Genomic DNA, 24,011 nt, shown 5'->3' with positions numbered 1-24,011 from the left:
TTCTTACAAATCCTATTTAATCACGCTTATAGCAAACTAGCAAGAAATATGTTTGAGAGTAACTAGTGAGATGAGAGTTACAATTTTGCAGCCAAGTGGTATTGAAACTTTTTTAATCTAAAAAAGGCAGTCCATATTGGACTGCCTTTAGGGGTTATTGTTGTTCCGTTGAAGAGCTGCTTGGCTCTGATTCACCCGAACTTGAGCTAGAGCTTGATTCGGATTCTGCAGGATGTAGTTCCTTGTAAGATGGGGTCTTGAATAGATCAGCTGTTGATTTATTGCCTTTTTGTTTGTAGAGGCTGGTTGATTTATCTTTCAGCTTTTTATTGATTTCTTTTAGTTGATCCATCTGTTTAGTGTAGGAAATCTTGCTAGAATCAACATGCTTCAAACCGTTTGGCGTATAGAAACGAAGAAGGTCACCTGTTTGAACAGCGTCACTCATCGAAAGCTGAGTTGCTACTGCCTTACGAATGGCTTCGTTATCTTTTTTAGTTGTCTCATCAGGGTTGGTAATTTCTTCCCCTGTTTGAGTGTTATAAAGTCGACCAGAGTAGCTGGTGTATTGAGGAGTAACATATTGACCTGAGGTTCTAAATGCGACGGTTTGCTTATTATCGGGAGATAGGAGGTCTTGTCCCATCTGGATATAAGAGCTAGTGTCAACTCCAAGAACGTGAAGGAGAGTTGGAAGGGCATCAACCTCACCACCAAAGGTGTTAGAGATACCACCACCAGTATAGCCTGGAATATGAATCATGTAAGGAACACGTTGAAGCATGGCTTTATCATAGTTTGACCAAGTTTCAGGGTTCTTACCGAGAAGTTCAGCAAGATTGCTGCTTCGTGTATCAGAGATACCATAGTGGTCACCGTACATGACAATAATCGAGTTATCGTAAAGACCGGTTTCCTTGAGGTAATCAAAGAAGTCTTTGATTGCTGAGTCAAGATAGTTAGCTGTTGCAAAATATCCGTTGACTGTCTCGTCTTTTGTTTCGGCAAGTGGGAAACCTTGTTCCTTTTCATCGCCTGAGAGAGAAGTATATGGGTAGTGGTTAGATACTGTAAGGTATTTAACGTAGAAAGGTTGTTGCATTTGTTCCAGATATTTGATGGAATCTGGGAACATGTACTTGTCATTTAGACCATACTGGAAGGAGTTTTCATCAGTTTTTTCAGTGAAGGCTGATGAGTCAAAGAAGTAATTATACCCCCATTGTTTATAGGTATTATTACGATTCCAGAAGGATCCAGTGTTTCCATGGAAAACAGCTGATGTATAATCGCCTGTTTGAGCTAGGATAGATGGTGCAGCATAGGCTGTATTGGTACCGCCATAGTTTACCATGTATGAGCCTGTGCTTAGTCCAAAGAGAGACGTTTCCATCAAGGTTTCAGCATCAGAAGTTTTACCTGATTTAACTTGGTGGAAGAAGTTTGAAAAGGCTAGAGTTTCATTTGAGTGATAAATGGAATTGATGAATGGTGTAACCTCATAGTCTTGACCGTCTACTTTGAGCTTGTAGTCAATGAGGAACTGTTGGAAGCTTTCCAGGTGAATAACGATGACGTTTCTTCCTTTAGCAATTCCGTAATACTTAGGATCAGGTGCTGCGTAATGCTCTTTAACGTAAGCTTCAACCTTTTTCATATCCTCAGCTGTTGCAGATGAACGAGCCTGTGAGGCCTGATAAGTTAAGTTACCAGAATAGGCTGTGAAGAAGGGGAGCCCCATAGCACGAACAATATAGTTATTTGAGAAACCACGTGTCAACAACTCGCCACGGTTAACTTCCGCTAAAAAGAGGTTAACTGAGAGAAGGAGTGTCGACAGTGCAGTAACGGCAAAACTAGCTCGTTTGTTAAATGGCTTGCTGTCCATTTTAAGCTTTTTCCTGAAACCAGCATAGATGAAGAAAGGAACATCAATCAGGTAGAAAAGATAGCTTGGCTCAAGAAGGTTCTTGGCTGAGTCTCCTAGTCCTGCTGCCGAACTAGAACTTGCTAGGATGGTATTTACAGTGATGAAGTCTGTAAACTCTCCAAAGTATATCACATTAGCAATAAGTAAGAGGTTAAGGATGACATAGATAGCAATGGTAATGCTGTAAAAGAAACGTCGTTTCTTGAAGTATAGTCCTAAACCCAGAAGCATTAATCCTAGTGGAATAGGGTTGATCAGCGAAAGCATAACCTGATATCTGCTTTCCAACTCAAGATTAATGTTGACGTAATAAGCGAATATGGTTTTTAGCCAGTAAAAGAAGAGTAACAAGAGGATAAATCCAAGTCTTGATGAAACTCCTTTCCAAAAGGCTTCAGTAATTTTTTTCAAAGTAATACTTCCTTTGATTCTATATTATCTTAATCATTATACCAAATAAGATAATGACTCTCAAAAATTTACTGCCATTGAGTGTGATATTCCTTGACATATAATTGATAAAATCTAGTCACGAAACAGAAATAATAGCATTTTTTTGGTATAATAGTAACATGAGTATATTGACGGTAAGTCCCTTTGCGGAGAAAAAAATCAAACAAGGAAAACAGCTTCTTTTAGCCGAAGATTTTCCAAATATAACTGAAAATAATCAGTTGGTTTATCTGTATAGCCGATCCAAAGACTTTTTAGGAACGGGCTATTTGTCAAGTCAAAATAAGGGGATAGGATGGTTTCTGTCCCCTAAAAAACAACAATTGACAGTGACTTATTTTCAAGGACTTTTTGAAAGGGCTAAGGCCAAACGTCAATCCTATTATGATAATGAGTTGACGACAGCTTTTCGTCTTTTCAACCAAGATGGTGATGATTTTGGTGGTCTCACAATTGATTTATATGGGGATTATGCCCTCTTTTCATGGTACAATGCCTTTGTTTATTCCTTGAAAAATGATATTGTAGAGGCTTTCCAAATGGTCTTTCCTGAGGTCTTGGGAGGCTATGAGAAAATCCGCTTCAAGGGTCTTGATTTCGAATCAGACCATCTTTTTGGGCAAGAGGCGACTGATACCTTCACCATTTTAGAAAATGGGGTAACTTATGAAGTTTTCCTCAATGATGGGCTAATGACGGGGATTTTCCTTGATCAGCATGAAGTGCGTGATGGTTTAGTTAATGGCTTAGCTTTGGGGAAATCAGTTTTGAATATGTTCTCCTATACGGCAGCTTTTTCAGTGGCTGCAGCTATGGGAGGAGCGGTTGAAACGACATCGGTTGATTTGGCTAAGCGTTCACGTGAATTATCGACGGCTCATTTTGAAGCTAATGGCTTCAGTATGGAAAATCATCGCTTGGTCGTGATGGATGTCTTCGATTATTTCAAATATGCCAAGAAAAAAGGCTTATCTTATGACCTTATCGTCATCGATCCGCCAAGCTTTGCTCGAAATAAGAAACGTACTTTCTCAGCAAATAAGGATTACCACAAGTTAATTGCACAAAGTCTTGATATTTTATCAGAGCATGGGACAATCATCGCAAGTACCAATGCTGCTAATATGACAGTGCAACAGTTTAAGAAACAACTACGTAAGGGCTTGGGAGATGTTTCAGCGGACTTCGTTAACCTGCAACAATTACCAGCGGATTTTACCGTCAATCCTAATGATCCAACATCAAATTATTTGAAAGTATACACAATAAAGGTAAATAAATGAAAATTGTAGTTCCGATTATGCCAACTAGTTTAGAGGAGGCACAAGCGCTTGAACTGTCTCGTTTTGAGGGGGCAGACATTATTGAATGGCGTGCAGATTTTTTAGATAAGGATAGTATCTTAACGGTTGCTCCGGCTATTTTCGAGAAATTCGCAGGCTTTGAGATTGTCTTTACCATCCGTACAACGCGTGAGGGTGGTAGGCTTGAGTTAACGGATGCAGAATATGTCGCACTGATTAAGGATGTAGCTGCGATTTATTCGCCAGATTATATTGATTTTGAGTATTTCACACGTAAGGCTGTCTTTGATCAAATGCTCGAATTTTCAAACTTGGTTTTGTCTTATCATAACTTTGAGGAGACACCTGAAAACCTTATGGAACTTTTGTCTGAGATGGCAAACTTGACACCACGAGTGGTTAAGGTGGCAGTTATGCCTAAGCATGAGCAGGATGTTCTCGACCTTATGAACTTCACACGTGGCTTTAAGGCCTTTAATCCTGAGCAGGAGTTTGTGACCATGTCAATGGGTAAACTAGGTCGTTTGTCACGTTTTGCGGGCGACTTGATAGGGTCATCATGGACCTTTGCCAGTCTTGATAATGCAAGTGCTCCAGGACAAATTAGTTTAGCAGACATGCGTAGAATCAGGGAGGTTTTGGATGCAGATTGATGGACACACACGCCTAGCAGCTGTTGTTGCCAATCCTATCAAGCATTCTATTTCACCATTCATTCATAATTCAGCCTTTGAGAAGACACACGTTAATGGTGTTTATGTGGCCTGGGAGATTCCAGAGTCAGACCTAGCCGAGACAGTTGAAAATATTAGACGTTACGACATGTTCGGTATCAATTTGTCCATGCCATATAAGGAAGCAGTCATTCCTTTTTTGGATGAGATTAGCCCTGCAGCTCAACTGATTGGTGCTGTCAATACAGTTGTTAATCGTGATGGGCGTTTGATTGGTCATAATACGGACGGTTTTGGCTTTTTTGCTAGTCTAAAGAACTTTAGCCCTAAAGATGCCCATCTGATGATTTTGGGTGCTGGTGGTGCGGCTAAAGCTATTGTGACGCAGTCAGTTCTTGATGGTGCCAAAAAAGTAAGTGTCTATGTTCGCCCTCAGTCATTGGATAAGGCAAAAGAGAGCTTTAAGTCCTTATTTGAACAGACAACTTGTCACTTGGAGTTTCATGCTTTAAATGATCTTAAGTATTTTAAAGAGGAACTAGGCCAGGCTGATTTATTGGTGAATGCAACGAGTGTAGGTATGGATGGCGCATCCTTGCCTATTCCTACAGATACAAAATTTCCTAAGGGACTCTTGGTTGCTGATATCATTTATCAGCCTTTTGAAACACCTTTCTTGGCCTTGGCTAGGAAACAGGGAATAGAGGCTGTGAACGGACTAGGCATGTTGCTTCATCAAGCAGCAGGTGCCTTTAAATTGTGGACAGGCAAGGACATGCCAACAGACGCCATTTGGCAGGAATTAGAAAATATTTACAATAGCTAGGAGGGGACGACGATGAAACTAGAGGTAAATTTAACACATACCCCTTATGACATTATTATTGAAAAAGGAGCCCTTAAGACTGTCGGTCAATGGGTGAAGTCACTTTGGGAACCACAAAAGATTGCGCTTATTACGGACAATCATGTGGGAGCTCTATATGCAGAAAAAGTTAAGCTTAGCCTTGAGCACGAAGGTTTTGAGGTTGTCGTTTTTGATTTCCTAGAAGGTGAAGCGAGTAAAAATCTTAAGACTGTTAACAAGGCTTATGAGTTTTTGATTAAGAATGGCATGACTCGTAGTGATGGCATTGTTGCTCTTGGTGGTGGCGTTGTTGGAGACTTGGCAGGCTTTGTCGCTTCAACTTATATGCGTGGCATTCACTTCGTTCAGGTTCCAACTAGTCTCACTGCCCAAGTGGATTCGTCTATTGGTGGTAAGACCGGTGTGAACACACCATTTGCTAAAAATATCGTGGGAACTTTTGCTCAGCCTGATGGGGTTTTAATTGATCCTAATGTCCTTGAGACACTTGGTAAACGTGAATTGATCGAAGGTATGGGTGAGGTTGTCAAATACGGTTTGATTGACGATCCTGAACTTTGGCACCTCCTTGAAAGCATTGATGGTTCGGTTCACAGTATCCTAGAAAACTCAGAAAACATTATTTACCGTTCATGTAACGTTAAGCGTAAAATTGTGGTTGAAGATGAGTTTGAAGGTGGTGTCCGTATGTACCTAAACTTTGGTCATACGATTGGGCATGCCGTTGAACAAACAGCTGGTTACGGAAAAGTCATGCACGGTGAAGCGGTAGCTATCGGAATGGTTCAAATTTCACGAGTTGCTGAGGAAAAAGGTCTAATGCCTCAGGGGATCACACGTCAAATCGCTGAGATGTGTGTCAAATTTGGCTTGCCAGTAGACTATGAGCCATGGCGTGTTGAAGAGCTCTATACAGCCCTAACACATGACAAGAAAGCCCGTGGTAATAGCATTAAGACAGTTATCGTTCCAGAGATTGGTAAGGCAGCTATCAATCAGATTCCTTTAGTTGAAATGAAAGAGTACTTGGAGAAATAAATGAGATATTTAACAGCAGGTGAGTCTCATGGCCCACGTTTAACAGCAATTATCGAAGGTGTTCCAGCTGGTCTTCCCTTGACGGCTGAAGATATCAATGCTGATTTGAAACGCCGCCAAGGTGGTTATGGTCGTGGTGGCCGTATGAAAATTGAGTCTGATAAGGTTGAAATCACTTCTGGTGTTCGTCATGGGAAAACAACAGGGGCTCCAATCACCCTTCATGTTATCAATAAGGACCATCAAAAATGGTTGGATATCATGGCTGTGGAAGACATTGAAGACCGTTTGAAAACCAAACGTAAAATCACTCACCCACGTCCAGGACATGCTGACTTGGTTGGTGGTATGAAATACCGTTTTGATGATTTGCGTAATTCCTTGGAGCGTTCTAGTGCGCGTGAAACAACTATGCGTGTGGCAGTAGGTGCTGTCGCTAAACGTATCTTGGCTGAGCTCGATATTGAAATTGCTAACCATGTTGTTGTCTTTGGTGGTAAGGAAATTGACGTGCCTGAGAATTTGACGGTAGCTCAAATCAAGGAATTGGCTCAACAATCAGAGATTTCAGTCGTTAACCAAGAACGTGAACAAGAGATTAAAGATTACATTGACCAAATCAAAAAAGAGGGAGACACAATCGGTGGTGTCGTTGAAACTGTCCTTGGCGGCGTCCCTGTTGGCCTTGGTTCTTATGTCCAATGGGATACCAAACTTGATGCTAAGATTGCTCAAGCAGTGGTGTCCATCAATGCCTTCAAGGGTGTAGAATTTGGTCTTGGTTTCAAGGATGGCTACCTCAAGGGCTCTCAAGTAATGGACGAGATTCTCTGGAATGAAGAGGATGGCTATACGCGTCGCACTAACAACCTTGGTGGTTTTGAAGGTGGTATGACCAACGGGCAACCGATTGTGGTCCGTGGGGTTATGAAACCTATCCCAACCCTTTACAAGCCATTGATGTCAGTAGATATCGAAACACATGAAGCTTACAAGGCAACAGTTGAGCGTTCAGATCCAACGGCCTTGCCTGCAGCGGGTGTCGTTATGGAATCCGTAGTTGCTACAGTTGTAGCCAATGAAATCTTGGACAAATTCTCTTCTGACAACATGGAAGAATTGAAAGAAGCGGTAGCACGTCACCGTGACTATGTGAAAAACTTTTAAGCAGCATCAGACAATAGATGGGAGTAGTAATGAGTAAGAAAACTATTTATATCGCAGGATTGGGCTTGATTGGTGGCTCCTTGGCCTTAGGGATTAAAAGGGACCACCCTGATTATGAGATTCTTGGATATAATCGCTCTGACTATTCCCGAAATATTGCGCTTGAGCGTGGTATCGTTGACCGTGCAACAAGTGATTTCAAAGAGTTTGCCCCACTTGCTGATGTGATTATCCTTGCAGTGCCGATTAAGCAAACTGTGGCCTACTTGAAGGAGTTGGCTGACTTGGAACTCAAAGATGATGTCATCATCACAGACGCAGGGTCTACTAAGTTGGATATCGTTGAGGCAGCTGAACGTTACCTAACAGGTAAAAATGTTCAGTTTGTAGGTTCTCACCCTATGGCTGGTTCTCATAAATCAGGGGCTATTGCAGCCGACGTGACACTTTTTGAAAATGCCTATTATATTTTCACACCGACAAGTCTAACAAGAGAGACAACTATTCCTGAGCTTAAGGATATCTTGTCGGGGCTTAAGTCACGATTTGTGGAGATTGATGCGGCTGAACATGACCGTGTAACCAGTCAAATCAGTCATTTCCCACATCTTTTGGCTTCTGGACTTATGGAGCAGGCAGCTGATTATGCTCAGGCTCACGAGATGACCAATCACTTTGCGGCTGGGGGCTTCCGAGATATGACCCGTATTGCAGAAAGTGAACCTGGTATGTGGGCTTCCATTCTCATGACCAATGGGCCAGCTGTTTTGGATCGTATTGAAGATTTCAAAAAACGTTTGGACCATGTGGCTGACTTGATTAAGTCTGAAGATGAGAATGCCATTTGGGAGTTCTTTGACAATGGTCGTAAGAAACGTAAAGAGATGGAAATTCACAAAAAAGGTGGCGTGGAAAGTGCCTTTGATATTTTCGTGGATGTGCCTGACCGAGAAGACGTTATCCTTAGCATTATGGAATTGCTACGAGGAACGTCTTTGGTTAACCTTCGTATTAATGAGGAAAATCGTGAGGATATTCACGGTATCCTACAAATTACTTTTAAAAATGAAAAAGATCGCACACATGCTAAGACTGTTATTGAAGCCAATACCGACTATCATGTGGTGATCGCCTAGGAGAATAAAATGACAAATATTTATGATTTAGCAAATGAGTTGGAACGTGGCATTCGTGCCCTTCCTGAGTACAAAACTTTGGTAGAGAAAAAAGAAGCAATTGCAGCTGATGCTGAAGCTAGCGCTCTTTTCAAAGAGTTTACTGATTTCCAAGAGGATTTCTATGCTAAAATGCAAGCTGGAACAATGCCAACAGCAGAAGAACAAGCAGCTGTTCAAGAATTGGGTCAAAAAGTAGAAGCTAATGCCCTTTTGAAAGAATACTTGGCTGCACAACAAGGTTTGTCTGTTTATTTGAATGATATTGAACGTATCATCTTCAAACCTTTGCAAGAATTGAATAGTTAATCAGAGAGGGTGTGTCAATTGACAGGCCCTTTTCTGCATTCAAAAGAGATTGTTTAAGGAAGAAACTAGAGACATTAAGGAGGAAAATGATGAGTCGTAAGATTGGAATTATTGGTATGGGAAACGTTGGAGCTGCAGTAGCTCATGGAGCAATTGCTAAAGGCTTGGCTGATAGTTATGTCTTTATAGATATCAATGAGAAGAAGGCCGAGGCAGATGCCCAGGATTTTAAGGATGCCATGGCAAATCTACCTAGCTATGCAAAAATTGTTGTCAATGATTATACGGCACTTGAAGATGCTGATGTGATTATTTCATCTCTTGGAAACATTCAGTTACAGCACAATGCTGGTGAGGACCGCTTTGCTGAATTTCCATTTACTCGAGAAGCTGTTTATCAGGTTTCTCAGGAACTTAAAAAATTGGATTTTAAAGGCATACTCTTGGTTATCTCGAATCCTGTAGATGCTGTATCAGCCCTCTATCAGGAATTCACAGGCTGGCCAAGAGAACGTGTGATTGGGACAGGGACTCTACTCGATACGGCGAGAATGAAGGCAGCGGTAGGAGACGATTTGTCAGTCAATCCCAAATCAGTATCTGGCTACAATCTTGGCGAACATGGGAATTCCCAATTTACTGCCTGGAGTCAAGTCAAGGTTAAAGGGCAAGACATTACAGAATTGACCAGCGAAGAAGAACGTCAAAATCTCTTTATGGCTTCCATGAAGGGTGGTCATAAGGTTTTTTATGGTAAGGGCTATACGTCTTACGGTATTGCCAGTGCGGCTCTTCGTTTGGTATCTATTATCCTTTCGGATGCTCAAGAAGAAGTGGCGGTATCTAGCTATCAAGCAGCCTATCAGACCTACCTTGGCTATCCAGTTATTTTAGGACGTCAAGGGGTGGTTGCTCCTGTTCACTTGTCTTTGTCGGCTGAGGAAGATCGTCTTTTGGAGGAGTCTGCTAACTTAATTCGTAACCGTGTTCAAGAGGCAGTTGCCTTTCTAAGAGAAAAGTATACTAATACTAGAGAGTGAATATTTTGACAATTCAGTCTATGGTTGGGCTTTAAATTATGGTATAATGAGAGCAACTATAAATTTTTCAGGAGTAACCTATGAAACTAGAAACCAAGGCACAAGGTCTTCATGGCAGCTTGCGTATCCCTGGTGACAAGTCAATCAGTCACCGTTCGATTATGTTCGGAAGTCTTGCTAAAGGTGTGACAACTGTTCGTGATATTTTACGAGGTGAGGATGTCCTCTCAACCATGCAGGTCTTTCGTGATCTGGGTGTGACTATCGAGGATGACGGTGATGTGGTTCGCATTCACGGTGTTGGTTTTGATGGTCTCAAGGCTCCTCAAAACAAATTGGACATGGGTAACTCTGGAACATCCATTCGCTTGATTTCAGGTGTGCTCGCTGGTCAAGATTTCGATGTAGAGATGTTTGGGGATGATTCCCTTTCAAAACGCCCTATGGACCGTGTGACCATTCCCTTGCGTCAGATGGGTGTAGAGGTATCAGGTCAGACGGATCGCGATTTGCCACCTTTGAAAATGCATGGTAGCAAGTCTCTTAACCCTATTCATTACCAATTGCCTGTGGCCTCTGCTCAGGTTAAATCTGCCCTTATTTTTGCAGCTCTTCAAGCTGATGGCGAATCTGTTATCATCGAGAAGGAAAAAACACGTAATCATACGGAAGATATGATTCAGCAGTTTGGTGGTCAGCTTCAGGTAGATGGCAAGGAAATTCGTATTTCTGGTGGCCAAACTTTCACTGCTCAAGAAGTTGTGGTTCCAGGTGACATTTCTTCAGCTGCCTTTTGGTTGGTAGCAGGGCTTGTGGTACCTAACTCTAAGATTGTCTTGGAAAATGTTGGTATCAATGAGACGCGTACGGGTATCATTGATGTGATCAAAGACATGGGGGGTAAGATTACCCTTTCAGATATTGACCAGGTTGCTAAATCTGCGACCATTACGGTTGAAACTTCAGAACTTAAAGGAACTGAAATTGGTGGAGATATCATTCCACGTTTGATTGATGAACTTCCAATTATCACACTCTTGGCGACACAAGCCCAAGGTAAGACTGTGATTCGTGATGCTGAAGAACTTAAAATCAAAGAGACTGACCGTATTAAGGTGGTAGCGGATGCCTTGAATGCTATGGGTGCTGATATTGTACCAACTGAGGATGGTATGATTATCACTGGTAAGACGGCTCTTCATGGGGCAGAGGTTAATACCTTGGGTGACCACCGTATTGGTATGATGACAGCTATTGCTGCCCTTTTGGTTCAAGATGGTGAGGTTGACTTGCAACGTGCGGAAGCTATCAATACAAGTTACCCAAGCTTCTTTAGTGACTTGGAAGGATTGCTCCATGGCTAAGGTTTTATTGGGCTTTATGGGAGTTGGTAAGAGTTCCGTAGCCCCATACCTGGATGGTCGTTTCGTGGATATGGATCAGGTCATCGAGGAGAAAATCGGCATGTCTATTGCTGATTTTTTTGCAAAAGAAGGTGAAGCAGCCTTTCGTCAGATTGAGTCTGAGACTTTGGAGGAACTCCTTCAAGAGGGAGATGACGTCATCATCTCTACTGGAGGTGGTGTCGTTGTGACGGAGCGCAATCGTCAGCTCTTGACGAAAAATCGTAAGCATAACGTTTGGCTCCATGCTTCTTTCGATGTGGTCTATGATCGCATTGAAAAGGATACCAAGAATCAGCGCCCACTCTTTCTCAATCATTCCAAAGAGGATTTTAAGGCTATTTATGACGGTCGAATGGCACTCTATCAAGATTTAGCAGATTTGGTTGTCACAGTTGATAACCGAACGCCAGAAGAAGTAGCAAGGTTTATCAAATGTATGTAGGTTATTTGGGCCCTAGTGGGTCGTTTACGCATAATGCAGCCTTAAAGGCTTTTCCTGAGGCAGAATTGGTTTCTCTAGGTACCATTACCGAGGTTATCAAGTCTTATGAAGAGGGACGTGTGGATTATGCGGTCATTCCGGTGGAAAATTCCATTGAGGGCTCTGTTCATGAGAGTTTAGACTATCTCTTCCATCAGGCCGATATTCGTGCTGTGGCAGAGATTGTTCAGCCCATCAAGCAGCAGTTGATGGCGACGAAACATCATGAGAAAATTGAGAAAATCTTCTCACACCCACAGGCTATTGCCCAAGGGAAAAAGTATATTAAACAGCATTTTCCACATGCCAAGATTGAGACAACAGCCAGTACAGCCTTTGCGGCGCGTTTTGTCGCTGATAATCCAGATCAGCCATATGCGGCTATCGCTCCGCATGCAGCTGCTAAGGAATACGGTCTTCAAATCTTGGCTAAGGATATTCAGGAGATTGAAAAGAATTATACCCGCTTTTGGGTGTTGGGGAACACCGTTCCTGAGATTCCGCTCAATCAGATTGATTGCAAATTAACGCTGGCCTTGACCCTGCCTGACAATATGCCAGGGGCACTTTACAAGGCCTTATCGACCTTTGCCTGGCGAGGCATTGACTTGACCAAGATAGAAAGTCGTCCTTTGAAGACGGTACTTGGCGAGTATTTCTTTATTATTGATTGTGATTATACAAAGGAAAAGTTGGCTCAGTTCGCTCTTGAAGAGCTGACTGCAGTTGGAATTGGATATAAAATCTTGGGTGCTTACCAAGTCTATGAAATTTAAAGGGAAATCTTATGACCAAATCTAACAATGGACCGTTTACGCATCATGAACGGTTACGTTACAGCTATCTTTTAAAAAATCTTGCTTACCTGAATGGACAGCAGGCCTCAGAATTCAATTATCTTCAAGGAAAGTTGGATGCTTATGAAGCTGAGCGGCGGTATCAAGCGCAAAGAGAGGACTATCAAGCAGCATGGCACCAGCCTTATGACAATCGTTCTGACTACTATCAAGAACGTGATTATGAGTCTGTCCATCAGCTAACTGAGGAAGGTTTGCCCGTCTATCGGGAGGAAGTCGCTCAAAGTAAACCTAAACGTAAAAAGGTTCAAAGACAAGCAACTCCTTCAGCAACGTCGGCTCCAAGGTCCAAGTCGCAAGTAGCCAAGAAGAAGCGACCGAAGAAAAAGAGAAGGCTCAAGAAAGTTGTTAAGCTGGTGCTTAGTTGCTTGAGTCTTGGAGTTGTGTTCTTAGTGATAGCCATGGCCTATCAATTTTACAAGGGAACAGACCTTTCTGCTGCAGGTAATAATGGTAAATCCTATCAGCCTGCCGTAGTTGAGACCTTTAATGGTAAGGATACTAAGGATGGGGTTAATATCCTTATTCTAGGTTCTGACCAGCGAGTTAGCCAAGACTCTACCGATGCCAGAACGGACTCCATCATGGTTGTCAATGTGGGCAATAAAGAAGGTAAGATTAAGATGGTTAGCTTTATGCGAGATACCTTGGTCAATATCAAGGGAGCTTCAGAAACCGACTATTCTCAGGACTTGAAACTTAATACGGCTTTCAATATTGGTGAGCAAAATAATCATCAAGGGGCGGAACTCATGCGTGAGACCCTCAAACGAAACTTTGACATTGATATTAAGTACTATGCCATGGTTGACTTTGAAACCTTTGCGACAGGGGTCGATACCCTCTTCCCGAATGGTGTGGAAATCAATGCGAAGTTTGCGACCATTGATGGTAAAAAAGTGTCATCAGTACAAGTTCCAGATGATTTGAAGATGGACAAGAATGGTCATGTGCCAAATCAAACCATTAAAGTTGGTAAGCAGGATATGGATGGTCGCACCCTTCTGAATTATGCTCGTTTCCGTAAGGATGACGAGGGAGATTATGGCCGTACCAAGCGCCAGCAACAAGTGATGCAGGCTGTTATGAAGCAGCTTAAGAATCCACTTAATCTCTTCAATGGACCTGAGGCTTTGGGGAAGGTTTACTCACTGACCTCAACCAATATGAGTATGACTGATATGTTGGATTTGGGACTTTCAAATGCTGGTAGTTTCAAAAAAGGGATCAATTCGCAAACCATTCCTTCGGATGGAGATTGGATTGACAGTTATGATTTGTATGGCGGTCAAGGGATTGAAATTGATTTTGATAACTATCAGTCAAAATTAAAAGAACTAGGATTTAGATAAGAAAACAAAGCAGGTTCACACTGAACCTGCTTGTTTTTTGGTATTAAGAGCTTGTATAAGCGCCTTGTATAAGAGTTTTAGAAAATGATAGAGCAAGTAGGTCATGATGACCAGAACGAAGGCGAACTCTACCTTATAAACCAATTGGGTAGCTGGATTGACTAGTCCAAGACTGGTAGTTGCTGCCTTAAAAGCATTGACACTATTGACCAAGGGAAAGCTAAAAGCTGCAAAAAGTGGCATAAAGCCTTTTTTAACCAGTCTTACGAAGAGATCAAGAGCATAGAAAAAGAATGCTTGCGAGAATAAGAGTAGGGCAAGTAAAATAATGGTTGCAGGTCTTTGATTACTCTTGATTGAGCTGGTAATGAGAAGGGCAAGAGGTGCTGCTAAAATAGCAAGTATAGGTCGATAGAGGTGAGGGATGGCTATCTGTCTCATTCTCCACAAAACAAGTGGAAAGAGTGCCAGAGTCGCTAATGCCGTTACTCCCAGAATAAGTCCCTTGATGCTAGTTGGAACACTAGCTGGTACTGTCACAAGACTGATAGCAGGTCCAACGTAGATCACGAACCAGCTTGGAAAGACCTGGTTCAAAGATAGTGGGCGCATAAAACGCAGACTGAAAAAAATAATATAGGCAATATAAAGTCCAAGGAGTCCAACCCAAGTCACACTTAAGCCTATTTGAGCTAGTGGAAGACGGCTGGCAAAGAGAAAGGCAGCCATAAAGTAGCTAGCAAAGGCCGAAGCAATGACTGGATTGTGCAAATCTTCCCTTACTTGTTCAAAGCCAAGAATCAAGCGTCCTAGTATAAGCATAAAACCTATACTTGCCAGAAACCAAATGCCCTGAGCAATCAGGGCATAGTGGTTTAGTTGATTGGATAAACTAAAGAGGGCAAGAACTAGACTAGATAGGGCCAAGGGAATTTTCTTAAAAAAAACCTTCATTGGTCTACCGGCCTTTCTAGCTAGCTGCAAGAATGTGACGAAGCTGTACCGCACTCGGAGATACAATTGGAAGGAAGACGCCTTCATTCCAACGACGGATAAAGCTTGACTCTGATTCTTTCAAATAGCCACGACCACCACTAGCCTGAAGTTCGAGGAGCAGGCTGTTGGCTACGACGTCGACAATATCGATACGCAATTGGAAAAGTTCACGTGGTTTTTCAATGAAATAATTAGCATCATTAAGACCCGCAAAGAGTTGGTCTTGAATAGCAAGAAGATTTCCACGTGTTGCTTCAAATTCCTCACGAAGAACGCTACGGTTACTGTTTAGACTAGCTTCAACCTCATCAAGAGAACGTTGTGCCAAACCAAAGGCAAGACCAAACTGGAAGCCAAGGAAGTTCGGACGTGTTTTGGCAATATAGTCTGTACCTTCTCTTGAAAGGACCCAATTAGGATCTAACTTAACGTGATCAAAAGTAAGAGAGGCAGTGTTAGCACCCTGAAGGGAAACAAATTCCAAATCTTCAGAACGGCTGAGGCCCTCAGCTTCAGATGGAATGGTGATAATCCAAGGTTGGCTACCGTCTTTAAAGTCAGCAGCAAAGAGAGCAGCGAATTTATCAGAACGAAGGTTAGTCACCCAAGGCAAACGACCATCGAGATAGTAGTCATCACCTTCTTGGCTGATAGTAACATTCAATTCTTCAATATCAGACAAGAATTTGACTGCATTAGACAAGCCAGTTCCACCAGCACGCTCACCAGTATACAATTCTTTCAACCATGTTTCACGAGGATAAGCATTGTCGCTAGCTAGGATATACTCGATGAAAGTACGGTGTCCCCAAGAAATAAAGGAAGCTGTCAAAGAATGTTGTGCCAATTCGTTAAGCACATCAACAACTTGAGTAGGACCACCACCTAGGCCATCAAACTCAGCAGGTACGCCGATTTTAAAGACGTCGTTTTCAGCAATTTTTTCAAGAAGTTGGTCCGCAATTGGTCCAGACTCTTGGTCAATATGGTCAGCGTTGGTGTCCAACCAAGTAAGGAATTCTTTTGAAAAATGTGACATAGGCTTAGGTCCTCCTCTAGTTTATCTTTATCAGTTTATCTTTGCATTAAGCGAATTCTTGAAGTTCAGGGTTAATCGGTGTTTGTGCGAGATTGTTAGCGTAGTTACACAAGCTTGCAAGGCTGACACCCAAGATAACGTCAAGGGCATTTTGTGCAGTGTAGCCAGCTTCCAAGAAGTCATTGTAGGCTTCGTCACCAACAGCACCCTTGGTATTAATCACGGCAATAGTGAATTTAGCGAGGGTATCAAGTTTCGGATCGTCTTCGATTGGTGTACGGTTACGAAGGGCTTCCAAAAGTTGAGGTGTCATTTGGATTTGCTTGATTGAAAAGGCTGTATGACCTGCCACACAGAAGGCACAACCATTAGTAACAGCAGCTGTAATTTGAACAACCTCTCGTTCAGTTGGTGTCAATGAATTGCGACGGTTGATTTCACCGACAGTACGGTAAGTTTCAAGCGCAGTTGGCGCATTAGCAAGGAGACCAATCAAGTTTGGAATGTATCCCCCATTGGCATCTTTGACTGTTTGAAGGACGTCTTTGACTTCTTCCGGTGCAGTTTCGATTGTATGAATGGTAATATCTGGCATGATTATTCTCCTTTAGATAGAAACGACATCTAGCCAAGCGGCTGAGTCGTTTAATTTTTTGTCATGGACCTATGATAGCACTGTATGACTTTTCTGAAAAATCTATATTATTTATGGCCAGCCATAAATTTGATTTATATGTGCTATAATGGAGGGTAGTAAAAGGCTTTGGAAGATATGCTTAAGCCCTATAAGAGTAAAGAAAGTTGAATTATGTTAAATAAAAACGATATTGTAGAAGTTGAAATTGTCGATTTGACACATGAAGGAGCAGGGGTAGCCAAGGTGGATGGCTTTGTCTTTTTCGTGGATAATGCCCTCCCAGGCGAAGTCATCAAGATGCGAGTGCTTAAGCTCAAGAAAAATATCGGCTTTGGTAAGGTTGAGGAGTATGTGACCCTTTCACCAAACCGCAATCATGACATTGATGCAACCTATCTCCGTTCAGGAATTGCTGATTTTGGCCATATGACCTACGAGGAGCAGCTCAAGTTCAAACGTAAACAAGTTGTGGACAACCTCTATAAGACAGCTGCTATCTCAGACGTAGAAGTAGCTGAAACCTTGGGGATGGATACACCTTACGCCTACCGTAATAAGGCGCAGGTACCCGTTCGCCGTGTTAAAGGTCAGCTTGAAACAGGCTTCTACCGCAAGAATTCGCACGACTTGATTCCAATCGAGGATTTCCTTATCCAAGACAAGGAAATTGATAAACTCATTGTCTTTGTCCGTGACCTTCTCCGTCGCTATGACCTCAAACCTTATGATGAGAAGGAGCAGACAGGTTTGATTCGTCATTTGGTAGTTCGTCGTGGTCATTATTCAGGTCAGATGATGTTGGTCTTTGTAACGACCAGACCAAAAGTTTTCCGCATTGACCAAGTCATTGCTAAGATTACGGAAGCCTTCCCGAGTGTCGTTTCCATCATCCAAAACATCAACGATAAGAACACTAACGCCATCTTTGGTAAGGAGTTTCGCACCCTTTATGGTCAAGACACTATCACAGACAGTATGTTGGGCAATGACTATGAGATATCTGCCCAGTCTTTCTATCAGGTTAACACCGAGATGGCTGAAAAGCTCTATCAAACAGCTATTGACTTCTCAGATTTAAACAGCGACAGCATTGTTATTGATGCCTATTCAGGAATCGGGACAATCGGTTTGTCATTTGCAAAACAGGTCAAGGAAGTCTATGGCGTTGAAGTCATTGAAACAGCCGTCGAAGATGCTAAGAAAAATGCAGAACGCAACGGCATTACTAACGCCAACTATGTGGCTGACTCAGCTGAAAATGCCATGGCCAAGTGGAGCAAGGATGGCATCAGACCAGATGTTATCATTGTGGATCCACCACGCAAGGGCTTGACAGAAAGCTTCATCAAAGCCAGTGTTGCCATGCAACCTGAAAAGATTACCTATGTCTCATGTAACCCAGCAACAATGGCGCGTGATATCAAACTCTACCAAGAGTTGGGCTATGAATTGAAGAAAGTACAACCGGTTGATTTATTTCCGCAAACGCACCACGTGGAGTGTGTAGCTTTGCTCGTAAAAGCCTAGAACCTTTGAACGAAAGGGATAATGAAAAGCCTTGATTGCAAGGCTTTTTGCTTTATGGTGGGGAAGTATTAGAGTAAGTAATTTTTGGAGTGAGTGGAAGTGATAGTTAGGAATTCTCAAATTCTATTTCCATTTACACTGTGGGTACGTTTTTATTTCCATTGACAAGGAGTTTGAGGGAATAGAAACGTACCCACCTATATGAAAAAATCACGAAAGGTTTGATCTATGGAAATCAGTAGAAATTAGGTGATACAATAACACGTTATAAAAACCTTGAAATCAGTATGTTTCAAGGTTTTAAGTACTCTTACGGATAGCATTGGGAACATCTAACTTTCTTGAGGAGTAAAGTTTGTTTCTCAATATAGTAATCGTTAAATTGTGTCGAAGCGTTATATGATATGATAATTCCAAATAGTCCTTTGGGCTTTTTATGGCATTGTGATATTCTCTAAGAACACGAGATTGCTTCAATAATTTACAAAGTTATGGGGATTTCTCATAGCTTTTTTACTTTCTTCCTTGACAATTGAGCGAGTGTTCAACTATAATGATAATAGTTGAGTGGTTGTTCAACTGAATCATCGATTATTGAGGTATGAGATGTAATTTTTCTTCTCTATCACCAGTAATGCAAGCTTTATTAGCTGGCTTATTCAACTGGTTTTGTACCCTTATCGGTGCTAGTTTGGTCTTTTTTGTCAAAACCATTCATCAAAAATTCATGGATATGATGATGGGCTTGGCAGCGGGCATTATGACGGCAGCGGCAGTCTGGCCTTTGCTTGTCCCTTCTTTGGACTATAGCCAGTCAATAGCTACGAACAGATTTTACTGGTTGACGACGGCTGTTGGTTCTATTGTCGGGGGCTTATTTATCCGCTTTATTAATTATTTGGTTCCCGACCTACATTTGAATCATCAGATGAGTGATAAGGAAGGGATTTTGAATCCCAAAAGACCCTTATCAAAGACCATGCTGCTTTATCTGGCGGTAGTGTTTCATAATATACCAGAGGGCTTAGCAGTTGGTGTGGCATTTGCTAGTGTGGCAAATCTCGCAACTAGACTTTCCTTTACGTGAATGAGTGCCCTTGGATTGGCCTTGGGAATTGGCATCCAAAATATTCGAGAAGGCTCTGCCTTGTCCTTGCCACTACGGGTAGAAGGGCGAAGTAGGAAATCAGCTTTCTACTATGGCGCCATGTCAGCGATTGTTGAGTCGATTGCAGCTGTTTTAGGGGCCTATGCTGTTATGTCTATGACCCAGCTACTACCTTATGCTCTCTTATTTGCGGCGGGAGCCATGATTTATGTTGCAGTGGAAGAACTTGTGCCAGGTGCTCAAGAGCACAAGAATACCGATATTGCGACAGGTGGGGTTATGGCCGGATTTCTAATCATGATGTTACTTGATACAACTTTAGTATAGGAGGAATAGAAAATATGTCACAGTGTTTAACAGCTTGTAATCCAGATTTAATTCAAGGGGTCCATGAGACGGAGTTTGATACCGTTACATTGCTAAATATGTCCAATTTTTTTAAGGCGATTTCTGACCCAACTCGTTTGCGGATTTTACAAGCAGTACGGCAAAATCCAATTTGTGTCGGAGACTTAGCGATTGCGTTACAGATGACCAAGTCTGCTATTTCTCACCAACTACGCTATCTGCGGGACTGCCAATTGGTCAAGGGGGAGAAAAAAGGAAGGATGACCTATTATGAACTTGCGGACGATCATGTCGCAGCAGTCTTGTCTTTGACACTGAAACATTTGAAAGAGGAAAAACATGAAGAAAGAGTATGAACTTCGAGGAATTGACTGTGGCAATTGTGCTGCTAAGATTGAACGTGCTGTCAATCAATTGGAGCAGGTAGAATCTGCCACTGTCAATCTGATAGCTCAAAAGCTGATTTTGGAAACAAAAAGCGAAGATGGGATAGATAAGGAAATTATTGACTTGGTGGATGCTATTGAACCTGGAATCGAAGTTATCAGTGAGAAAAAGGAAGAGGCACTTCCAGAAAAACGAGATTGGGCGAAAGAGCTGCTACTTGCTGTTATGATTCTATTTGCCTTCGGCTTTTTCCTGCCAGAGGAGTATTTCTGGATTCGTCTGGTCTATTATCTGACCCTATATATCATTATCGGCCATAAGGTTCTTATCAAGATGGTTCAAAATATTCAACGTGGTAATCTTTTTGATGAAAACTTTTTGATGAGTATCGCGACCTTAGGAGCCTTTCTCTTGGGAGAATTTCCAGAGGCAGTAGCCGTCATGCTTTTTTATCAGATTGGGGAGTATTTCCAAGATAAGGCCACCTCTCAATCTCGTCAGTCCATTGCACGATTGATGGATATTCGGTCGGATAAGGCTTGGAGACTAGAGGGGGGAGAAACCGTTCAAGTAGACCCTGAAACAGTAAGGGTTGCGGACCATATTTTAGTTAAGCCTGGGGAGAAGGTGCCCCTAGATGGTCTGGTCAGAGAAGGTCGTTCTATTCTGGATACGTCAGCCTTGACAGGAGAATCACTGCCTAGGGAAATTGGCGTTGGTGAGGACATTACAAGTGGTGTGATCAATTTGACTAGTCCATTGGTAATTGAAGTGAGTAAGACTTTTTCGCAATCAACGGTCAACAAAATTTTGGAATTAGTTGAAAATGCAAGCAATAAAAAAGCGGAGACGGAACGGATGATCACACGTTTTTCGCGTGTGTATACACCAGTGGTTGTCGGAATCGCTTTTCTGCTTGCAAGCCTGCCTCCCTTGCTTGGTTTAGGGGAGTGGTCGACTTGGCTTTATCGGGCACTTACCTTTTTAGTCATTTCTTGCCCTTGTGCTCTTGCGGTTTCGGTACCAATGAGTTTCTTTGGCGGGCTAGGGGGAGCATCTAAATTAGGTGTCTTAGTGAAAGGTGGGAATTATTTAGAGGCTCTTGCCAAGTTGGATACGGTCGTATTTGATAAGACGGGGACAATTACAAAAGGTATCTTTGCGGTGGATACCGTTGTCAACGCAGAAGGTGTCGAGGATGATATTCTGTACCTCGCTGCCCATCTGGAAAGCTATTCCAATCATCCAATCGCAAACTCTATTCGAACAGCCTATGGACAGGAAGTGGACGAGAATAGGGTGAGTCAGATTACCGAGCTACCAGGGCAGGGCATGTCCGGTAGGGTAGATGGCAGACAGCTCTATCTTGGGAATGCTAGATTAATGGAAGTTCAAGGGATTGCTTATCCAGCTATTGACAGCACAGGAACAGTTCTCTATTTGGCAGAGGACAGTCATTTTCTAGGCTATTTCCTTATCACAGACCAAGTGAAGGAGACGAGCATCGAGGCCTTGAAGGATTTACAGGCAGTCGGAATTAAAAAGACGGTTCTCCTTTCAGGCGATCGTCAGGCAGTGGTTGATGAATTTGCACAGCAATTTGCCTTTAATGATGCATTTGGAGATTGCTTGCCTCAGGATAAGGTGAGTACATTTGAGGAAATTCTGACTCAGTCTCAGCAGGCTGTTGCCTTTGTTGGAGATGGGGTGAATGATGCACCGGTTCTTGCTAGGGCAGATGTTGGTATTGCTATGGGAGGGCTAGGTTCGGACGCAGCCATTGAATCAGCAGATGTTGTACTGATGGATGATGACCTTGGAAAACTTCCTCAAGTCATTCGACTGGCAAAAAAGACAGTCAGAATAGCCCAACAAAACATGACCTTGGCTATTGTAGTTAAACTAATTTTCTTGGTTCTAAGTGGATTGGGAATTTCTAATATGTGGGAGGCCATCTTTGCAGATGTTGGTGTAACGCTACTAGCAGTATGGAATGCATTGAGGGTCTTGAGGATAGATACCTCCACTTTGTCAAAGTAAGTGAACTGATGTTAGTATGATTTTATGGACACGTTTTGGTAGAATAGTATCTAACCAAAGGAGATGTCCAAATGAGCCAAAAATATACCAAAGAGTTCAAGGAAACTAGTGTTCAATTACATGAAGCAGGACACGTGGAGTGTGTAGCTTTGCTTCTACGAGCTGATTAAACAAGGATTTAGCAAGTGAAAGTCCTAAAGTAAGGAGTCTAAACATGAAATTCCATGAATTTGGGGATAAGAATTTGCCTTCTATCTTACTGATACATGGTGGTGGCAGTTCTTGGTGGAATTATCTTCGTCAAGCACGAATCTTGTCAGAAGAATACCGTGTTATTCTACCCACTTTGAATGGCCACGGCGAGGAATATCAACTTGATTATGTTTCTACTGAAGATTCTGCTTTGGAGATTCTAGACTATATCAAAGCAAACTGTGGTGGGAAATTGTTAGCAATCGGTGGTGTTTCACTTGGTGGTCAAATTGCCATGGAGCTTTTGTCTTTAGACAGTGAAATTGCTGAGAAGGCCATCATAGACGGAAGCCTCTGTATTCCTCAACCAAGGTTAGCTAAAATCAGCATCTTTCTAGTGTCTCTATTTGGTAAACTGATGTTTAGTAAGTCCTCTTGTAAACTTCAGTTAAGCTTAATGAATAAATTCTATCCCCAATTAGCTTACCCAGACGAGATAAAAAATTATTATATGGAGGACCTGCCAAGGACGCCTATCAAAACATTGGTGACCATTTACAAAACCTATATGGGACGTTACAAGCTGAAGGACACAATTTCTGCGAGCAAGGCGCAGGTTCTCTATATTTATGGTGAAAAAGAATTGAAATGTGTTAAGGAATCAGCTAGGTTATTTGAGCAGCTGCATCCCAACACTATCTTGTTTGAGGCAAAAGGCTATAATCATGGCTATTTATCAGCCTACCTACCTCAAGAGTGGATTGACTTGGTTGTTCCATTTTTGGAGAATAATGATTGATTATACTTTATTAATTTAGAAAGCAGAGTCTCATGGAAGTCAAAAAATATAGTCCCCTCAATTCCTTAAAAAAGATAGCAGATAACCTATGGATTGTAGATGGGGAAGAAGTACAGATGGATTTCAAATTATTCAAAGTGCCTTTTTCAACTAGAATGACGGTTATCCGTTTGAAGAATGGTGGTATTTGGGTGCATTCACCGATTAAGCCTAGTGACAATTTGCTTTTTGAAATTAAGCAATTAGGTGAGGTAAAACACCTTATTGCACCCAATGTCTTACATTATAGTTATATAGATGAATGGCATCAACTATTTCCTGAAGCAAAAGTTTGGCTAGCTAGTGGTGTTCAAAAGCGTGCCAGAAAATCGGGAATGAGTTTGGATTATGGTCAGGAATTAAGCAAGGCCAATTGGAACGAAGAAATTCTTTTTACAACATTTGAGGGAAGTTTTTATGTAAAAGAGGTTGTTTTTTTCCATAATGAAAGTTCAACTCTGATTTTAACGGATCTTATTGAAAATATAGAAACTGAGAATGTATCGATTTTTGAAAAGCTACTGTTTAAAATAGGCGATAATCACTATCCAAATGGTAAAACACCAAGAGATTTAAGAATATGTTTCTTATTTGGCAAAAAACAAGCTTTGAGGAGTTATCACAAAATAAAGAAATGGGAACCTAAGAATATTATTATTTCTCATGGACCGTGTATGATTGGACAAGCAAAAGAGATGTTAAACCAAGCGTTCTTTTGGCTAGAGAAATAGGGTTCTGTGGTTAAGGGAACTTGTCGAAAGACAAATACGAATACTTCGACCTTTGTATTTAAAAGTTGCATTCATTCGCCGCACGCAAAATAACACCCCACAAGCTACAACTTG

Annotated in this window: 21 protein-coding genes and 1 pseudogene; 18 read left to right on the top strand and 4 right to left on the bottom strand. The window is 41.9% G+C overall.

All coding sequences use genetic code 11. The features are described from left to right. Window positions 1-154: 154 nt before the first annotated feature. A complete protein-coding gene (locus H7U01_RS00485) occupies window positions 155-2,341 on the bottom strand; it encodes an LTA synthase family protein (RefSeq protein ID WP_201040865.1) in 2,187 nt (728 codons plus the stop codon). Window positions 2,342-2,502: 161 nt separating this feature from the next. On the opposite strand from H7U01_RS00485, the gene H7U01_RS00480 reads away from it, so the two are divergent. The 12 genes from H7U01_RS00480 to H7U01_RS00425 all read left to right on the top strand — a co-directional run bounded on the left by H7U01_RS00480 (window position 2,503) and on the right by H7U01_RS00425 (window position 14,054). Next, a complete protein-coding gene (locus H7U01_RS00480) occupies window positions 2,503-3,666 on the top strand; it encodes a class I SAM-dependent rRNA methyltransferase (RefSeq protein WP_110980865.1) in 1,164 nt (387 codons plus the stop codon). Further along, entirely contained in the window at window positions 3,663-4,340 is a 678-nt protein-coding gene (aroD, locus tag H7U01_RS00475; protein ID WP_073950841.1) for a type I 3-dehydroquinate dehydratase, read from the top strand. The genes H7U01_RS00480 and aroD overlap by 4 nt, the downstream gene beginning before the upstream one ends. After that, complete coding sequence (locus tag H7U01_RS00470; RefSeq protein ID WP_201040863.1) at window positions 4,330-5,187, top strand: shikimate dehydrogenase; 858 nt, start codon at window positions 4,330-4,332, stop codon at window positions 5,185-5,187. The genes aroD and H7U01_RS00470 overlap by 11 nt, the downstream gene beginning before the upstream one ends. 12 nt (window positions 5,188-5,199) lie before the next feature. Further along, a complete protein-coding gene (aroB, locus tag H7U01_RS00465) occupies window positions 5,200-6,267 on the top strand; it encodes a 3-dehydroquinate synthase (RefSeq protein WP_201040861.1) in 1,068 nt (355 codons plus the stop codon). After that, window positions 6,268-7,434, top strand: a complete 1,167-nt coding sequence (gene aroC, locus H7U01_RS00460; protein ID WP_201040859.1) for a chorismate synthase — start codon at window positions 6,268-6,270, stop codon at window positions 7,432-7,434. Between the two features lie 29 nt (window positions 7,435-7,463). Continuing rightward, window positions 7,464-8,570 (top strand): prephenate dehydrogenase, encoded by a 1,107-nt coding sequence (locus H7U01_RS00455; RefSeq protein WP_037603978.1) that lies wholly within the window; start codon window positions 7,464-7,466, stop codon window positions 8,568-8,570. A 9-nt stretch (window positions 8,571-8,579) separates the two neighbouring features. After that, complete coding sequence (locus H7U01_RS00450) at window positions 8,580-8,918, top strand: YlbF/YmcA family competence regulator (protein WP_002890462.1); 339 nt, start codon at window positions 8,580-8,582, stop codon at window positions 8,916-8,918. Between the two features lie 89 nt (window positions 8,919-9,007). Next, window positions 9,008-9,958 carry an L-lactate dehydrogenase gene (locus H7U01_RS00445; RefSeq protein WP_201040857.1) on the top strand — a complete coding sequence of 317 codons (951 nt, stop codon included), beginning with the start codon at window positions 9,008-9,010 and terminating at the stop codon, window positions 9,956-9,958. Between the two features lie 80 nt (window positions 9,959-10,038). Then, window positions 10,039-11,322: a 3-phosphoshikimate 1-carboxyvinyltransferase gene (gene aroA, locus H7U01_RS00440; protein WP_201040855.1), complete on the top strand. Its 1,284-nt coding sequence runs from the start codon at window positions 10,039-10,041 to the stop codon at window positions 11,320-11,322. Further along, window positions 11,315-11,806 carry a shikimate kinase gene (locus tag H7U01_RS00435; RefSeq protein WP_037597597.1) on the top strand — a complete coding sequence of 164 codons (492 nt, stop codon included), beginning with the start codon at window positions 11,315-11,317 and terminating at the stop codon, window positions 11,804-11,806. Before aroA ends, H7U01_RS00435 begins: the two co-directional genes overlap by 8 nt. Continuing rightward, window positions 11,797-12,621 (top strand): prephenate dehydratase, encoded by an 825-nt coding sequence (pheA, locus tag H7U01_RS00430; protein ID WP_002890467.1) that lies wholly within the window; start codon window positions 11,797-11,799, stop codon window positions 12,619-12,621. Before H7U01_RS00435 ends, pheA begins: the two co-directional genes overlap by 10 nt. Window positions 12,622-12,632: 11 nt before the next feature. Continuing rightward, window positions 12,633-14,054 (top strand): LCP family protein, encoded by a 1,422-nt coding sequence (locus tag H7U01_RS00425; protein WP_201040853.1) that lies wholly within the window; start codon window positions 12,633-12,635, stop codon window positions 14,052-14,054. A 15-nt stretch (window positions 14,055-14,069) separates the two neighbouring features. Here H7U01_RS00425 and H7U01_RS00420 read toward each other — a convergent pair whose 3' ends face one another. From H7U01_RS00420 to H7U01_RS00410, 3 genes are read right to left on the bottom strand one after another with little or no spacing between them, the layout of a single operon-like run. Then, window positions 14,070-15,008 (bottom strand): ethanolamine utilization protein EutJ, encoded by a 939-nt coding sequence (locus tag H7U01_RS00420; protein ID WP_201040851.1) that lies wholly within the window; start codon window positions 15,006-15,008, stop codon window positions 14,070-14,072. A 16-nt stretch (window positions 15,009-15,024) separates the two neighbouring features. After that, window positions 15,025-16,089, bottom strand: a complete 1,065-nt coding sequence (locus H7U01_RS00415; protein ID WP_201040849.1) for an acyl-CoA dehydrogenase family protein — start codon at window positions 16,087-16,089, stop codon at window positions 15,025-15,027. A 46-nt stretch (window positions 16,090-16,135) separates the two neighbouring features. Further along, window positions 16,136-16,684 (bottom strand): carboxymuconolactone decarboxylase family protein, encoded by a 549-nt coding sequence (locus H7U01_RS00410; RefSeq protein ID WP_002885920.1) that lies wholly within the window; start codon window positions 16,682-16,684, stop codon window positions 16,136-16,138. A 213-nt stretch (window positions 16,685-16,897) separates the two neighbouring features. On the opposite strand from H7U01_RS00410, the gene rlmD reads away from it, so the two are divergent. The 6 genes and pseudogenes from rlmD to H7U01_RS00375 all read left to right on the top strand — a co-directional run bounded on the left by rlmD (window position 16,898) and on the right by H7U01_RS00375 (window position 23,897). After that, complete coding sequence (gene rlmD, locus H7U01_RS00405; RefSeq protein ID WP_201040847.1) at window positions 16,898-18,253, top strand: 23S rRNA (uracil(1939)-C(5))-methyltransferase RlmD; 1,356 nt, start codon at window positions 16,898-16,900, stop codon at window positions 18,251-18,253. Window positions 18,254-18,854: 601 nt separating this feature from the next. Then, window positions 18,855-19,688, top strand: a pseudogene (locus H7U01_RS09940) (ZIP family metal transporter). Between the two features lie 14 nt (window positions 19,689-19,702). Further along, window positions 19,703-20,065 (top strand): ArsR/SmtB family transcription factor, encoded by a 363-nt coding sequence (locus H7U01_RS00390; protein ID WP_002890511.1) that lies wholly within the window; start codon window positions 19,703-19,705, stop codon window positions 20,063-20,065. Beyond that, entirely contained in the window at window positions 20,049-22,136 is a 2,088-nt protein-coding gene (locus H7U01_RS00385) for a heavy metal translocating P-type ATPase (RefSeq protein WP_002890512.1), read from the top strand. Before H7U01_RS00390 ends, H7U01_RS00385 begins: the two co-directional genes overlap by 17 nt. Window positions 22,137-22,350: 214 nt before the next feature. After that, window positions 22,351-23,127: an alpha/beta fold hydrolase gene (locus H7U01_RS00380; RefSeq protein WP_201040845.1), complete on the top strand. Its 777-nt coding sequence runs from the start codon at window positions 22,351-22,353 to the stop codon at window positions 23,125-23,127. A gap of 32 nt (window positions 23,128-23,159) precedes the next feature. Next, a complete protein-coding gene (locus tag H7U01_RS00375) occupies window positions 23,160-23,897 on the top strand; it encodes a DUF4336 domain-containing protein (protein WP_048675167.1) in 738 nt (245 codons plus the stop codon). The last annotated feature ends 114 nt before the right edge of the window (window positions 23,898-24,011 follow it).

Source organism: Streptococcus sp. 21.1 (genome assembly GCF_016648635.1).
Lineage (GTDB): Bacteria > Bacillota > Bacilli > Lactobacillales > Streptococcaceae > Streptococcus.
Note: the sequence above shows the minus strand (reverse complement) of the source record. Positions and strands in the feature narration are given on the sequence as shown.

Excerpts from the sequence above, each read along its gene's own strand:
- H7U01_RS00480 (WP_110980865.1), top strand. The coding sequence starts at position 2,503 with ATGAGTATATTGACGGTAAGTCCCTTTGCGGAGAAAAAAATCAAACAA.
- H7U01_RS00455 (WP_037603978.1), top strand. The coding sequence starts at position 7,464 with ATGAGTAAGAAAACTATTTATATCGCAGGATTGGGCTTGATTGGTGGC.
- H7U01_RS00425 (WP_201040853.1), top strand. The coding sequence starts at position 12,633 with ATGACCAAATCTAACAATGGACCGTTTACGCATCATGAACGGTTACGT.
- H7U01_RS00445 (WP_201040857.1), top strand. The coding sequence starts at position 9,008 with ATGAGTCGTAAGATTGGAATTATTGGTATGGGAAACGTTGGAGCTGCA.
- H7U01_RS00470 (WP_201040863.1), top strand. The coding sequence starts at position 4,330 with ATGCAGATTGATGGACACACACGCCTAGCAGCTGTTGTTGCCAATCCT.
- H7U01_RS00420 (WP_201040851.1), bottom strand. The coding sequence starts at position 15,008 with ATGAAGGTTTTTTTTAAGAAAATTCCCTTGGCCCTATCTAGTCTAGTT.
- H7U01_RS00375 (WP_048675167.1), top strand. The coding sequence starts at position 23,160 with ATGGAAGTCAAAAAATATAGTCCCCTCAATTCCTTAAAAAAGATAGCA.
- H7U01_RS00450 (WP_002890462.1), top strand. The coding sequence starts at position 8,580 with ATGACAAATATTTATGATTTAGCAAATGAGTTGGAACGTGGCATTCGT.
- rlmD (WP_201040847.1), top strand. The coding sequence starts at position 16,898 with ATGTTAAATAAAAACGATATTGTAGAAGTTGAAATTGTCGATTTGACA.
- aroA (WP_201040855.1), top strand. The coding sequence starts at position 10,039 with ATGAAACTAGAAACCAAGGCACAAGGTCTTCATGGCAGCTTGCGTATC.
- H7U01_RS00435 (WP_037597597.1), top strand. The coding sequence starts at position 11,315 with ATGGCTAAGGTTTTATTGGGCTTTATGGGAGTTGGTAAGAGTTCCGTA.
- H7U01_RS00390 (WP_002890511.1), top strand. The coding sequence starts at position 19,703 with ATGTCACAGTGTTTAACAGCTTGTAATCCAGATTTAATTCAAGGGGTC.
- aroC (WP_201040859.1), top strand. The coding sequence starts at position 6,268 with ATGAGATATTTAACAGCAGGTGAGTCTCATGGCCCACGTTTAACAGCA.
- aroD (WP_073950841.1), top strand. The coding sequence starts at position 3,663 with ATGAAAATTGTAGTTCCGATTATGCCAACTAGTTTAGAGGAGGCACAA.
- H7U01_RS00410 (WP_002885920.1), bottom strand. The coding sequence starts at position 16,684 with ATGCCAGATATTACCATTCATACAATCGAAACTGCACCGGAAGAAGTC.
- H7U01_RS00385 (WP_002890512.1), top strand. The coding sequence starts at position 20,049 with ATGAAGAAAGAGTATGAACTTCGAGGAATTGACTGTGGCAATTGTGCT.
- H7U01_RS00380 (WP_201040845.1), top strand. The coding sequence starts at position 22,351 with ATGAAATTCCATGAATTTGGGGATAAGAATTTGCCTTCTATCTTACTG.
- pheA (WP_002890467.1), top strand. The coding sequence starts at position 11,797 with ATGTATGTAGGTTATTTGGGCCCTAGTGGGTCGTTTACGCATAATGCA.
- H7U01_RS00415 (WP_201040849.1), bottom strand. The coding sequence starts at position 16,089 with ATGTCACATTTTTCAAAAGAATTCCTTACTTGGTTGGACACCAACGCT.
- aroB (WP_201040861.1), top strand. The coding sequence starts at position 5,200 with ATGAAACTAGAGGTAAATTTAACACATACCCCTTATGACATTATTATT.